10 protein-coding genes are annotated in these 13,607 nt (G+C 46.0%); 5 read left to right on the plus strand and 5 right to left on the minus strand.

All coding sequences use genetic code 11. The annotated features are described in order from the left end of the window. Window positions 1-63: 63 nt before the first annotated feature. Together glnE and BSZ04_RS21630 are read right to left on the minus strand one after the other, a co-directional pair. Window positions 64-2,907, minus strand: a complete 2,844-nt coding sequence (gene glnE, locus BSZ04_RS21625; protein ID WP_088881343.1) for a bifunctional [glutamate--ammonia ligase]-adenylyl-L-tyrosine phosphorylase/[glutamate--ammonia-ligase] adenylyltransferase — start codon at window positions 2,905-2,907, stop codon at window positions 64-66. A 111-nt stretch (window positions 2,908-3,018) separates the two neighbouring features. After that, on the minus strand, window positions 3,019-4,275 hold the full coding sequence (locus tag BSZ04_RS21630; protein WP_010445804.1) for a methyl-accepting chemotaxis protein: 1,257 nt from the start codon (window positions 4,273-4,275) through the stop codon (window positions 3,019-3,021). A gap of 83 nt (window positions 4,276-4,358) precedes the next feature. On the opposite strand from BSZ04_RS21630, the gene BSZ04_RS21635 reads away from it, so the two are divergent. Beyond that, entirely contained in the window at window positions 4,359-5,132 is a 774-nt protein-coding gene (locus tag BSZ04_RS21635) for an ion transporter (RefSeq protein ID WP_088881344.1), read from the plus strand. A gap of 24 nt (window positions 5,133-5,156) precedes the next feature. On the opposite strand, the gene BSZ04_RS21640 is transcribed toward BSZ04_RS21635, so the two are convergent. After that, window positions 5,157-6,689, minus strand: coding sequence for a CYTH and CHAD domain-containing protein (locus BSZ04_RS21640; RefSeq protein ID WP_010445802.1), 1,533 nt, complete (start codon window positions 6,687-6,689; stop codon window positions 5,157-5,159). Window positions 6,690-6,894: 205 nt separating this feature from the next. On the opposite strand from BSZ04_RS21640, the gene BSZ04_RS21645 reads away from it, so the two are divergent. The 3 genes from BSZ04_RS21645 (at window position 6,895) to BSZ04_RS21655 (ending at window position 9,756) form a co-directional block, all read left to right on the plus strand. After that, complete coding sequence (locus BSZ04_RS21645; RefSeq protein WP_010445801.1) at window positions 6,895-7,575, plus strand: TIGR00153 family protein; 681 nt, start codon at window positions 6,895-6,897, stop codon at window positions 7,573-7,575. Between the two features lie 130 nt (window positions 7,576-7,705). Further along, entirely contained in the window at window positions 7,706-8,965 is a 1,260-nt protein-coding gene (locus BSZ04_RS21650) for an inorganic phosphate transporter (RefSeq protein ID WP_045386495.1), read from the plus strand. Window positions 8,966-9,144: 179 nt separating this feature from the next. Further along, on the plus strand, window positions 9,145-9,756 hold the full coding sequence (locus BSZ04_RS21655; RefSeq protein ID WP_088881345.1) for a TIGR04211 family SH3 domain-containing protein: 612 nt from the start codon (window positions 9,145-9,147) through the stop codon (window positions 9,754-9,756). 66 nt (window positions 9,757-9,822) lie between these two features. On the opposite strand, the gene BSZ04_RS21660 is transcribed toward BSZ04_RS21655, so the two are convergent. Both BSZ04_RS21660 and BSZ04_RS21665 read right to left on the minus strand, forming a co-directional pair. Beyond that, window positions 9,823-10,545, minus strand: coding sequence for a general secretion pathway protein GspB (locus tag BSZ04_RS21660; RefSeq protein WP_038885786.1), 723 nt, complete (start codon window positions 10,543-10,545; stop codon window positions 9,823-9,825). Further along, window positions 10,545-12,167, minus strand: a complete 1,623-nt coding sequence (locus BSZ04_RS21665; protein WP_088881346.1) for an ExeA family protein — start codon at window positions 12,165-12,167, stop codon at window positions 10,545-10,547. The genes BSZ04_RS21660 and BSZ04_RS21665 overlap by 1 nt, the downstream gene beginning before the upstream one ends. A 159-nt stretch (window positions 12,168-12,326) precedes the next feature. Here BSZ04_RS21665 and BSZ04_RS21670 point away from each other — a divergent pair, with 159 nt between their 5' ends. Beyond that, window positions 12,327-13,547 (plus strand): multifunctional CCA addition/repair protein, encoded by a 1,221-nt coding sequence (locus BSZ04_RS21670; RefSeq protein WP_088881347.1) that lies wholly within the window; start codon window positions 12,327-12,329, stop codon window positions 13,545-13,547. Window positions 13,548-13,607 lie beyond the last annotated feature (60 nt).

Here is a 13,607-nt window from a genome sequence, read left to right on the forward strand (position 1 = left end):
AATTAAATCGTGATGAGTTTAACACAGCCTTTTTCTAGGCTGAACCTTGTGCACTACTTATGCTTAGGCAAACCATTGATTCCATGCTTGCTTCACCCACTCTCGTTCTGCAACAAATTTCTCTTCCGCCACATCGGCATCCAAATTGAGCAAGTTGCGACGATGAATCTCATCGCGCATTGATGTGTATGCGCGCGTCAATTGCATCGCTTGATCTTCTTCCATGACACCTTGCGCTATCAAGGTTTCAAAAATACGTACGTTATCGCACCAGCGAATCAGCTTCGGCTTATTGTGACTGTAGTTGAGCACTAGGTATTGAGCGAGAAATTCAATATCGGTAATGCCGCCGTTATCTTGCTTAAGCATAAAGCGACCGGACTTTTTCCCACCCAAGTGGTCACGCATTTTCTCACGCATATCGACCACTTCTTTCTTTAGAGTGTCTTCGTCACGCTGTTTACACAACACATCATGACGCGTGTTGTGGAAGGCGATCGCTAATGGCTCATCACCATAGATCATGCGAGCACGTACTAACGCCTGATGCTCCCATGTCCACGCATCTTGGTGTTGATAATCATCAAACGCATCGGTTGGGCTTACCAACAAACCCGAAGCACCAGACGGACGTAAGCGAGTATCCACTTCGTACAGAATGCCTGATGCAGTGCGGGTTGAGAAAATATGAATGATGCGTTGTGCCAAACGAAGATAGAACTGGCGGCCATCAATCTCTTTCTTACCATCGGTATACACGTTCACAGGACAATCGTGCATAAATACAATATCCAGGTCCGAGTTATAACCCAGCTCCCAACCGCCGACTTTCCCATAACCAATCACAGCGAAGCCTTTACCTTCACGATCTTTTACATGAGTTGGTTCACCATATTTTTCAGACACTTGCAACCAAGCTTGGTTCACTACCGCTTCGACAATCGCTTCTGCCAAGTAGGTTAAGTGATCACTTACTTTCATCACAGGCAACACGCCAGCAATATCGGCAGCCGCAATGCGGAGGATGCAGATTTGCTTAAACTGACGCAGCGCTTCCATCTGCTGTTCCATATCATCTTCAGGGATACGGGCAAGGAAATCACGCAGTTCAGTTTGGTAACTGTCTAGGGGGATTGGGTTGTAAAGATGCTGTGGGTCTATCAGCTCATCAAGCAGTATTGGATAACGCGATAACTGCTCAGAAATCATCGGGCTTGCAGTACAAAGGCGAACCAATTGCACTAACGCTGCCGAATGTTCATCTAACAATTCAAGGTAAGTGGTACGGGTGCAGATGTTATGCAGTAAGTGCAACACTCGCGGTAAGCCAAATTGCGCATCTGGGTGGGCAAATACTGCATCGAAGACTTTTGGCATTAACTTAGTCAACACTTCTCGACCGCGAGGGCCAAGCGTTTTCTTAGCTAAGTCTGCTTTAAACTGCATGATGGTCTTTGCGAGTTCTTCAGAGTTATCCACTTTGATATCCTGCTGCAGAACATTTTCTAACACATCTTGCTTAGTCGCCATATCCCACAACTCATGGAAATGACGAGCGACCGCTTCTGTTTCATCTTCTTCATCGTCACCGATTAAGCTTTCAAACACCTTGTGTACATTTGCCATATGTTGCTGCGTTTGAACAAGCAATTCATCCCAAGATTCAAAACGCATCGCAGTAGCAAGTTTTAGCTGCTCATCTTCACAATCCGGCAAAGTTTGAGTTTGCTTATCGGCCATCGCTTGTAGTAGGTTTTCTAGCTGACGGAGATATTTATAAGCCGCTTCAAGGTTATCGACTTCCGGTTGAGTCAGCTGAGCGAGCTCACCAATGGCATTCAAGGTTTCTAGCAGGCCACGACCACGTAGAGATGGCTCGCGACCACCACGAATCAACTGGAACACTTGAGCGATAAACTCAATCTCACGAATACCACCTGCACCAAGCTTAATGTTGTTACTCAAACCACGACGGCGCACTTCACTGCTGATCATTGATTTCATACGGCGCAGAGATTGGATCGCACTGAAATCGATATAACGGCGGAAAACAAACGGACGCAGCATCTGGCGCAACTCTTGATATTGCGGATACATTTCGCTGCCCATCACGCGCGCTTTAATCATCGCGTAACGTTCCCAATCTCGTCCTTGTTCTTGATAGTAATCCTCTAAAGCCGCATAACTCATTACCAACGGGCCACTTTCACCAAACGGTCGCAAACGCATGTCCACGCGGTAACAGAAGCCATCAAAGGTTTGTTGATCGAGTGCTTTAATGATGCGTTGGCCTAAACGGGTAAAGAACTGCGCATTGGCAATACTGCGGCGCGCGCCTTGCGTCTCACCGTTTTCTGGATAAGTGAAAATCAGATCGATATCGGAAGAGAAATTCAGCTCGCCACCGCCAAGTTTACCCATGCCGATGATCAGCATAGGTTGCGCTTCACCTTCGGCATTAGTTGGCGTGCCCCATTCGTTGCAGCAAATCTTGTATTGCCATTGGTAAGTTTCGAAGATCATCGCTTCGGCCAATTGAGACAAATGACCAAGTGACTCTTCTAGTGTCCAACTATGAGTAAAGTCTTTCCACGCAATGTAGACCATTTCGCGATTACGGAACTGACGCAGCACACGATGGCCAGCCATTTCATCTTGGCATTCAGCTAAAAGATCCGCGAGGCGTGCACGATACGCTTGTTGTCGACTGCTTTCTGCCAGCATGGTTGGCAAGTCTTGTGCAAGTTTCTCATCACGGTGAATCGCTTCGGTAACGAACTTGCTAAGGCCAGATACAAACCGAAACTGCTCTGCAATCTCGGTTGGCCATTGTTGAAAATATCCCGCTTGCTCGGCATTTTGAACCGCAGCATCGGCGACAGAAATCAGTGACGAAGGCAGCTGCATTTTTCTTCCTTGTGTGAAAAGCACTGTGGTATCACCCTTTTATACCAGAGTTGGCACAAATAAAAACGCCCACAAAAGGTTTGTGGGCGTTTTATCAAAGCTTGTCAGCCTTTAGACCTGGAAAGATTTAATCTTCTTGTCTAACTCTTCGGCATTGCCTTGCATCATTTCAGAAGTTTCAAGAAGCTCTGTAACCACCACGACGGAAGCTTCTACAAGCTCACGAACGTTGGTTAGGTTCTGGCTCATTTCTTCTGCCACGCTGCTTTGCTGACCCGACGCTGTCGCAATCTGGAAATTCATATCGTTGATTTGCGTGACTTGGCCGACGATACCATCTAGCTCAGAGCCAGCATTCGATACCAGTTCAACACCTTCAGCGGCTTCAACCACACTCTTCTCCATCAACTCAACCGCTGAAGTAGCGCTCGCTTGAAGCTGAGTGATCATTTCTTGAATTTCTACTGTCGCTTGTTGAGTACGCTGTGCAAGGTTACGAACCTCATCCGCAACGACCGCAAAGCCTCGACCCGCTTCACCAGCACGTGCCGCTTCAATCGCTGCATTTAGTGCTAGTAAGTTAGTTTGCTCTGAAATGCCTTGAATAGTGCCCACGACACTGCCGATCGCATCCACACGCTCTTCGACTTGATTTACCGCACTTGCCGAAGAAGCAATGTCTGAAGACAGTTCGCTCATCTTGGACATAGTGTTTTGTAGGAACTGCTGGCCTGTTACCGCTTGCGTTGATGCTTGTTCCGTGAGGGAAGAAGCCGTTTGAGCGTGATCTGCAACGGTTTGGACCGTCGAAGACATCTCACTCATTGCCGTGGCAAGTTGGTCTATTTCGTTAAACTCTTCTTGTGCCGACTCTTTCGTTTCGGACATGCTCAAAGTCATCACTTCAGTGAGCGTTGCAAGCTCATCGGATGCATTAATCTGCATTTGAATTACGTCGTGTAGTTGGCGACGAGTTTTCTCCAGTTCACGCGCAACGTCACCATATTCATCTTTACAGTCCATCCCGAAAGGTACGGAAAGATCCTTGCTAGCCATGAGTTTAATCGCATCATTCAAATACTGCGTCTGACGCAACATCACGCGTGCTGCTGCTAGAAGTAGTACAACAAATACCGCAATGAGTAATGCAGTTTGCCATGCAACTTGTGTTAAGTAAGCTTCATAATGTTGTTGGGCAACTTGTTCATTCTGTGTTGCCGCGAGTAGTGAATCGTAGAAGGTACTCGCATCCCAAAGTTGTTTCGCCACGATTAAGACGGTACTAAATACCATCAACATGACCATTTTCGGAACGAGCTTAATATCGGAAATTACCCTTTCCCATGGCTTGAATGCCAGCTTTTCCATTGTCAGTTCTCCACCGAGTCTTATATAGTCTTTATATTTCGCCAACTTATAGTCACAGTTGTGCTATTTATTTCGAGCTTCGTATGAAAAGCAATAATACCAAAGACAGCACTAAACCGATGAGCCTGCTGTCACTGATCCTGTCATTTATGGCGCTATTTGTGATCTCAGGCTTACTATTTTTGCCGATTACACATGAAACCCGTCAAGTTCTTATCGGTCTCGATTTTATAATCTGTAGTGTTTTTCTATTACAGCTCACCATAGATTTGATCCGAGCCACAGATCGTTGGTCATATTTCAAACACCACTGGATCGATTTTGTGGCAAGCATCCCAATGATTGAGCCTCTTCGCTTTGCTAGGCTGTTTCATATTTTGCGCGTAATTTTGGTACTTAGATCATCAAAGTTCATTCTTTATCAGCTCAAGAATAACCGCAAAGAGACCACTTTAGCCTCGATTTTATTATTGATGGTGGTTCTGATAACCCTTGGTTCTAGCGCCATGCTGTTTATTGAAGGTAAAAATCCAGACGCCAACATCCAGACAGGCACAGACGCTTTATGGTGGGCATTTGTTACCATCTCAACCGTCGGTTATGGCGATCATTATCCCGTTACAACAGGTGGAAAATTGCTTGCTGTGCTGATCATCATTTGTGGTGTCGGCATTTTCGGTATGATTTCTGGTTTGATTACGTCGATTCTTACCGCGCCAACCAGACAGCAAGACCATCGTTCGAAAAACAAAGAAAAGCTGTTAGAACAGGTATTAGATAGACAGGAACAGATCTTAAATCGACTGCAATCTATAGAAGATGAACTGCATGATCAAAAGCAACAGGCAAAAAAATAGGACCTTGCGGTCCTATTTTCGTTGCTATTCTTGCCAGTATGGCTCGACTTCAACACCGATAGCGCGAGTCTGATCCATCGCATGCAGAATGGAACGCTCTTGGCGATGCAACCAACGTTCTAATTGTTCTTGCTCTTCCCCTTCTAACATACCGACTAAAGGCAGTAGATGATTCAGCATTAGCAAATCATCAATGCCATGAACCAAGTCAGCCCAAGGAAGACGGAAGGTATTGCGCTCTTCTGCATCATATAAGCTCGCAAATCCAATACCTGTGTACAAGTTACGCAGTAAACGGTAGCGCTGATCCACATACTCTTGAGCGGATAGCTCACGCTCCGCAGGGAACGCTTCCATCAACTCCGCCCATGTACGATCCAGTTGCTTCACTGAGAAAGGTTGGATATTACTCGACATCTTCTCACGCGCTTTATCATCTAAGAATGGCTGCCAGCCACGCGTTAAGATCCAACGGCTCAAATCCAATAGCAAACCGGTGTAACGTGCCGAGCTCAGTAGCTCTAACACTTCTTCACGGCTTGGTAACTCACCCAACTGTTGAGTCAGCTCGGATACAAGGAACTTACGCGCGTCCAGCTTACGCAGCACGTTGCCTTTATCATCTAGCAGCTCTTCTAAGTGTGCGTGTTCATCTAGCCACTCAAGCTCTTCTTCTAACCACTTCATTTCTTGGCGCAGAATTGCACTTGCTCGGCGCGGTACCATGCTGCCAAAAATAGTGAAGGTTTGGCGGATAAAGCGAATCGCATTGACGATTTCTCGCAGAGATTCCACACAATCACGTTCTGTAAAGATTTGCTCGTGATAATGCCAATGCGATAGTGCATGCTCTAACGAGTTAATCAGGCAGTATTCCACGGTGTCGTTTTTACTGCTGTCGACCAGTGCTAGCGGTTTTACTTCATCACCCGCATAGCCACTCGCTAATCGGTAACCCTTCGCAGCTTTGCTTAGATTACCAAGGCGCATACCACCCGCTTCGCACAAGCTGCGAGCAAGGGTAAATAGTGCGTCTGTCTGGCCAGATTTCAGCTCAAGCTCAACTTCACAGATAGGGTCTTGCTTCTCTTCTCCGTCCGTACCTTGAGCAATCACAGCTCCTTGGTCGAAGGCAACTTCGATTTGGCTGCCATCAGGCATACCAATCAGCCATTGTTCACGTGTGAAGTTAGTAGAGAATAGAGGCGTCAATTCCGCTTGCAGTGTTGTGACATCTTTACCTGCTGGCCAAATGTCAGAAGGATGAAGCGTGAGGTCTGGCTCATTACTGGTGTGCTCAGCATTGTATTCTGGTCTTTGGTGAAGGCCCGCTACAACGCGTCCTGCTGTTTTTACAGTCTGGACAAAAACATCATCAAAACGGCGAATTCTTAAACCAATGTCGTGCTTTCTTAGCCATTTGTCAGCGGTATCAAAATAGGTGTTACCCAAGTCACGACTACTGTGCTGAAGTACTTTTGTTTCGGAAATTTTAGCTCTTAAAGTTTCTGAAAATTCAGGAGAAACAAAAAACTTCAGTTCTATCTCGGTTTCCATAGCTATACCTTTCAAAGCAGATAGAAACAGGATATTGCCTAATTTCTCACACGGCAAGAAAGAAATATCACCCGAATGATGATCTAAAACAGTTTTAATGAGCGATTTAATGCGTTAACATGCGCGCCTTTATAGCCATCGTTCAACATTTCGCCAAGAAATGGTGTATGTTTTTTTAAGGTTATAGCTATTAGGTTGAATGACCATGCCAGTAAATACAATTATGGGGTTATTTGCAAAGTCCCCAATTAAGCCTTTGCAGCGCCACGTTGTGTGTGTCAACGAATGTTGTTCACACCTAGTTAAGTTCTTTGAAGTCTCTTCAAAGGGTGACTGGGAAAAAGCATCTGAGATCCGTTCTCAAATTTCTCATCTAGAGAAAGAAGCGGACGTGCTGAAACGTGAAATCCGTCTAAAACTGCCTCGCGGTTTGTTCATGCCAGTCGATCGTACTGACATGCTTGAGCTTCTGACTCAACAAGACAAACTTGCGAACTTGGCAAAAGACATTGCTGGCCGTGTATATGGTCGTCAACTTGTCATTCCTGAGGTTCTCCAACCAAACTTCCTCGCATACGTTCAACGTTGTCTTGATGCGGCTGATCAAGCGCAAAAAGTAATCAACGAACTTGATGAACTCCTAGAGACCGGCTTCAAAGGCCGCGAAGTAACGCTCGTTGCTGAAATGATTCATCAGTTGGACGTTATTGAAGATGATACCGATGCAATGCAGATTGAACTTCGTCAACAGCTAATGACGATTGAATCTAGCATGAATCCTATCGATGTCATGTTCTTGTACAAGATTCTTGAATGGGTAGGTGGTATTGCCGACCAAGCGCAGCGCGTAGGTGCTCGTTTGGAAGTCATGCTATCTCGATCTTAAAACATAAGTTAACGACATAACGAAGAGCATTATTAACGCGAGTCAGGTGGACGATGACAATATTCATCGTCTTCTGGTCTGACGCGCGTAAAATTTTGTTCCGCTTGTTATAAAACAACTAGGTATTACGATGGATATCCTTGCGAACTACGGCACTGTCCTGATTATTGTTGCAGCGATTTTTGGTTTCATGATGGCGATTGGTATTGGCGCGAACGACGTTGCTAATGCTATGGGTACATCTGTAGGTTCAAAAGCGCTAACCGTAAAACAAGCCATCATCATTGCGATGATCTTTGAATTTGCGGGTGCATACCTTGCAGGCGGTGAAGTAACCGACACTATCCGTAAAGGTGTTATCGAAACATCTCTATTTGCTAGCCAACCTGACATTCTTGTCTACGGCATGATGTCAGCGCTTCTTGCGGCTGGTACTTGGCTTCTACTTGCTTCTTACATGGGCTGGCCTGTATCAACTACTCACTCAATCATCGGTGCAATCATCGGTTTTGCGTGTGTGTCTGTAGGTACAGAAGCGGTTGACTGGGGCAGTGTTCAAGGGATTGTCGGTAGCTGGATCATTACTCCGGTTATCTCAGGCTTCTTTGCTTACGTTATCTTTGTCAGCGCACAGCGTCTGATCTTTGATACTGAGAACCCACTATTCAACGCAAAACGTTTCGTTCCAGTTTACATGTTCATCACTACCATGGTGATTGCACTAGTAACTATCAAGAAAGGTCTGAAGCACGTAGGTCTACACCTAAGCAATGGTGAAGCATGGATGTGGGCTGCAGCGGTTTCTGCACTAGTAATGGTAGGTGGCTACATCTACATTCAGAAGAAATTCGCAAACCGTGAAGAAGACCGCAGCTTTGCTGGCGTTGAAGGCATCTTCAGCGTACTAATGGTTATCACAGCGTGTGCGATGGCATTCGCTCACGGCTCTAACGACGTAGCGAACGCGATCGGCCCACTATCAGCGGTTGTTTCAACTGTTGAACACATGGGTGAAGTAACAGCGAAAAGCACAATCGCATGGTGGATTCTTCCTCTAGGTGGTTTCGGTATCGTGGTTGGTCTTGCAACACTCGGTCACAAAGTAATGGCGACGGTTGGTACAGGTATCACTGAACTAACACCAAGCCGTGGCTTTGCTGCTCAGTTAGCAACAGCATGTACAGTAGTTCTAGCGTCAGGTACTGGCCTACCTATCTCTACCACACAAACACTGGTTGGTGCGGTTCTAGGTGTTGGTTTCGCTCGCGGTATCGCAGCACTTAACCTAGGCGTGGTTCGTAACATCGTGGCATCATGGATTGTTACACTACCAGCAGGTGCACTATTGGCAGTGGTATTCTTCTACGGTTTGCAAGCGGCATTCTCGTAAGAACCACGAGTCTATAGATTGTTAGCGTATTGTCATTATTGACTCAAACGCACAGAAAGGGAGGCTTTGCCTCCCTTCTTTGTTGCACCAACGTTTGAAACTGCATAATATTCGTCTATTTCCGGCTCCAATAATTCGGTGCCAAAGCTGTATCCAAGAAAATCGTTAAGGGATTTACTGTGAAAAAACTAATCATCACGGTTTTGTTTACTTTGCTAGCAGCGCCAACGGCACTAGCGGCAGACCGTTATATTTCTGATGACCTATTCACTTTTATGCACTCTGGTCCAAACAACACCTACCGCATTATGGGTAGTGTTAACGCAGGTTCTAAAGTACAACTTCTTCAAACAAATAAAGACACGGGTTACACCCAGGTTCGTGACTCACGCGGCCGTACTGGTTGGGTGCAAAGCAAGTTCGTGACCAACCAAGAGAGCATGGCTATCCGCCTACCTCGTGTTGAAAAAGAGTTGAAAGAAGTAAAAGAACAACTAGCAAACGCACGTCAGAATTCAGATACTGAAAAAGCAGGTCTAGTCACGTCACTAGAAACGCGCAACCAACAGATCTCTGATCTAGAGAAAAAATACTCAGAGATCAGTGACCAACTAACGTCGGCACAAACTGAAAACCGCGAACTTCGTGCAAAACTAGATACACAGAAAGATGACATGCTGCTTAAGTATTTCACTTACGGTGGTGGTGTAGCTGGTATTGGCCTTCTGTTTGGTTTGATTCTGCCTCACGTGATGCCACGTAGAAAGAAATCGCCAGCAGGTTGGGCATAGAACATCCTATTTAGATAAAATAAAAGCCAGTCGACTAGACTGGCTTTTTTCGTTTTAAGTACCAAACTAACCTTGCCACTCATACAGAGCCGGAATACGAATTTGTTCACCTTGGAACTCAACAATGACGGCTTGAGGTTGAATTTCTTTTAGCGTGACTTGCCCATCAACAACATCACCTTGGTGGTACTCTACATTATTGATCTTCACCCAGCGTCGCTGAGTATCACTGGAATACATGTGAGTTTGAAGATTTAGGGCAGGAAGACGTCCACGCCATTGTTGAGCATCTCGCTCTAAGTCATTAACCGCTACATCTTGTGTGATTGCTTGCTGCTGATTATTCGCCAAGGCGTTTTCGACTTTCATTGCCAAATCCGGAGATAGTGAGGACAAATCCAAATCATCAAGTGATAGTCCAAGATCATCTTGACTCTGAATGGTTGGGCTCGTTTGTTCCGTACGCATAGACGAAGCTAATAACTCACTCTCACCTTGTACCACATCATTATCAGCGAGCCCCTCTTCAACAAATGTACCAATGTTCTGTGGCCACTCTGCCGTCGGCCATTCGCGAGGCAATTGCGCTAGTTGTTGTTCTTGGGGGTAACTCAGACTTTCAAATCTTGGACTCACTTGAGTTACATCCGCTATAGTCTGCGGGTCTCGAGTCTCTACCGCATCAGATACCGCAGGTGGTTGCGAAAACAAATCTAAATACCAAGCAGCACCAACGGCAGTAAGGCTAACAGGTAATAAGAAGAGTCCGACATGCTTCATTACTGACATTATGCTCCCTCCTTATTGATAAGTTCTAACACCGGAGCATTGGACTGCACACTCTGTTGTAAGCGATCCAATGTACGTTGACCCGCAATACCATCAACGCCAATCCCTTGCCAACGTTGGAACAATTCAACCCGCTCTTTGAGCTGGCGATTAAAGATATCAGTACCTAAAGGCTGTTCACTTACAGCCTCAGCTAAAAGCTGGTCTAGTACTTCAATCGCAGGTCCTTGCATATCCATGCGCAGCGTATCTTTCAGCGGAGCTTGCCATAGCTCGATGATATTGCCCTGCCACAATGGCTTGAGCCATGAAACTGGCAAACGAAGGCGTTGAGTGCCATTAAGCACTTCAACTTTGTCATCACCAATCGCATAAAGAATCACATAGCCAACTTGGCCTTGGTAGTTCAACTCCAAAATAACCGGACGATTTTGCTGCACCAGCAATGGCCATGTCGCCATTTTACGTTCACAACGCATGGTCGATTGAGGCTCCGATAAACACAAGTTGTCACGTACCGAAGCACGATACCCCCAAAGCTTGTAAAGCTCATTCACCGCAAGGTTCGACTGTGTCTGCTCTAACAACGTATCGCGCTGATCATTGGTCAATTGCTCATAAACGACAGGCGCGGCGGCGTGAGGAGTGGTCTGTGCAACTTCAGCAACCACAGGATTCAGGCTCGGCTTCAGAGGCACGTTTTGCGTCACTACCCAACCAATCCCAATTGCAGCACATACACCGATGGCGACAGAGCCCCACGCAGGCCATTCAAAACTGCGGCGAATCGGTTTATCTTGCTGATAAATCTCCGCTTGGAACTGCATCACCTCTTCACAAGCTTGATGCACCGTTTGTTTATCCACGACCACGCTACCTTTGTGGTAACTGATGTTCAGGGACTTATCACAAATCAGGTTTATCAGACGCGGGATACCGTGACTGTATTTTGCAATCAACTTGGTCGAACTGCGATCAAACAACTGTTTATCACCACCAGCAGTATGCAGCCGGAACGTGATGTAGTCTGCGGTTTCCTTTTCATCCAGTGGTAGCAAGTGATAACGACCTGTAATACGCTGCGCAAGCTGACGTAGCTGTGTCGTTTGTAATAAGCGTTGCAACTCTGGCTGACCGACCAAAAGTACTTTAAGTAGTTTTCGAGTATCCGTTTCTAGGTTGGTCAACAGACGCAATTGTTCAAGCACATCTGCTGCTAAATGCTGTGCTTCATCAATCACTAGTAGCGTTTGCCAACCAGATTTATGGTTGTGCTTCAAATATTCATAGATAGCTTGATTGAGCTGCTTAAGCGTCGCTTCTTGCGGATAGGCAACGTTGAATTCGTCACAAATAGCCTCTAGTAAGTCTCGACTTGAGAACGTCGGGTTAAGGATTAACCCTGCTTTAGTGTCCTCATTCAGGTTGGCGAGCATGGCTTTTGCAACCGTGGTTTTACCTGTTCCTACCTCACCGGTTAGCATGGCAAAACCACCACCATCTCCTAACCCCGCCTGAAGATGCGTAATTGCCTCTTTGTGACGTTGACTCAAATACAGATAACGCGAGTTTGGAACAATAGAAAATGGCAGTTCAACAAACCCGAAAAAGTCCTTATACATAGGATCTCCAGCTAAAACCCTCCCGTAATTGAATCGGGAAATTCCTTCATAGACCTAAAAGAGACTCGACATCTTCGTTTTAGTTCTTTTAGGAGTAATGCAAATTACCATTGCTTGCTACAATGTCCAACGTCATATCAATAAATTAAGAGGTAATGCGTGCAAGTTTATTTAGTTGGCGGTGCGGTTCGAGATCATCTACTTGGCATTGATAGCTATGACAAAGACTGGGTTGTGGTTGGAGCAACGCCAGAAATCATGCTCAGCCAAGGTTATACAGCAGTAGGTAAAGACTTTCCTGTGTTCTTGCACCCCAAAAGTAAAGAAGAGCACGCCCTTGCGAGAACTGAGAGAAAGTCAGGCTCTGGCTATACTGGCTTTGAGTGTTTCTTTGATCAAAGTGTTACCTTAGAAGATGATCTGATCCGTCGAGACCTCACCATTAATGCCATGGCAATGGATGATAACGGCAAACTTTACGATCCCTACGGAGGCCAGCAAGATCTACAGGCTAAACTGTTACGGCACGTCTCTAACGCATTTAGCGAAGATCCTCTTCGTGTCCTCCGCGTAGCCCGTTTTGCAGCTAAGTTAGCGCACTTAGATTTCAGTGTAGCAGATGAAACCATGCAGCTTATGCGCGACATGGCGGAATCTGGTGAGCTGAGTACGCTGACACCAGAACGTGTTTGGCAAGAATGGTACAAGTCGCTTTCTACATCACGTCCAGATGTATTCTTATCTGTACTTAAAGAGTGCGGTGCATTAGCAGTCGTATTGCCTGAAATTGATGCACTTTTTGGTGTACCTCAACCTGAAAAATGGCATCCAGAAATCGACACTGGAATCCATACCTTAATGGTGGCAGAACAAGCTGCAAAGCTCAGTAACTCGCTGCCAGTCAGATTTGCAGCGCAAGTACATGATCTGGGTAAAGGTGTGACGCCAGAGAATGAGTGGCCAAGCCATAAAATGCATTCTCACACTGGCTTGAAGCTGATAAAAAAGTTATGTGATCGTGTACGCGTACCGAATGAGTTCCGCGACTTAGCGTTAATGGTGTGTGAGCAGCACTCGAATATCCATCGTGCTGGTGAACTCAAACCACAAACCATCATTAAGATCCTTAACAAATTTGATGTATGGCGTAAGTCCGAACGCTTACAAGATATCTTGATTTGCTGCCAAGCCGACCACGCTGGCCGTAAAGGGTTAGAAAACCAGCCTTACCCACAAGCACAGCTGTTTATGCAAGCTTACCAAGCCGCAGCAGCGGTCGATGTACAAGTGATTATCAAAGATGGCTTCAAAGGCCCAGCGATTCGCGATGAACAAGAGAAGCGTCGCATTGAAGCGGTCAGGGTCACACTAGGAAAATAGACCAATAGGTACATAACGAACAAACAAAAACGCCCGCTATAGAAAGCGGGCGTTTTCATT

The sequence above is a fragment of the Vibrio rotiferianus genome (genome assembly GCF_002214395.1).
GTDB classification, from domain to species: domain Bacteria; phylum Pseudomonadota; class Gammaproteobacteria; order Enterobacterales; family Vibrionaceae; genus Vibrio; species Vibrio rotiferianus.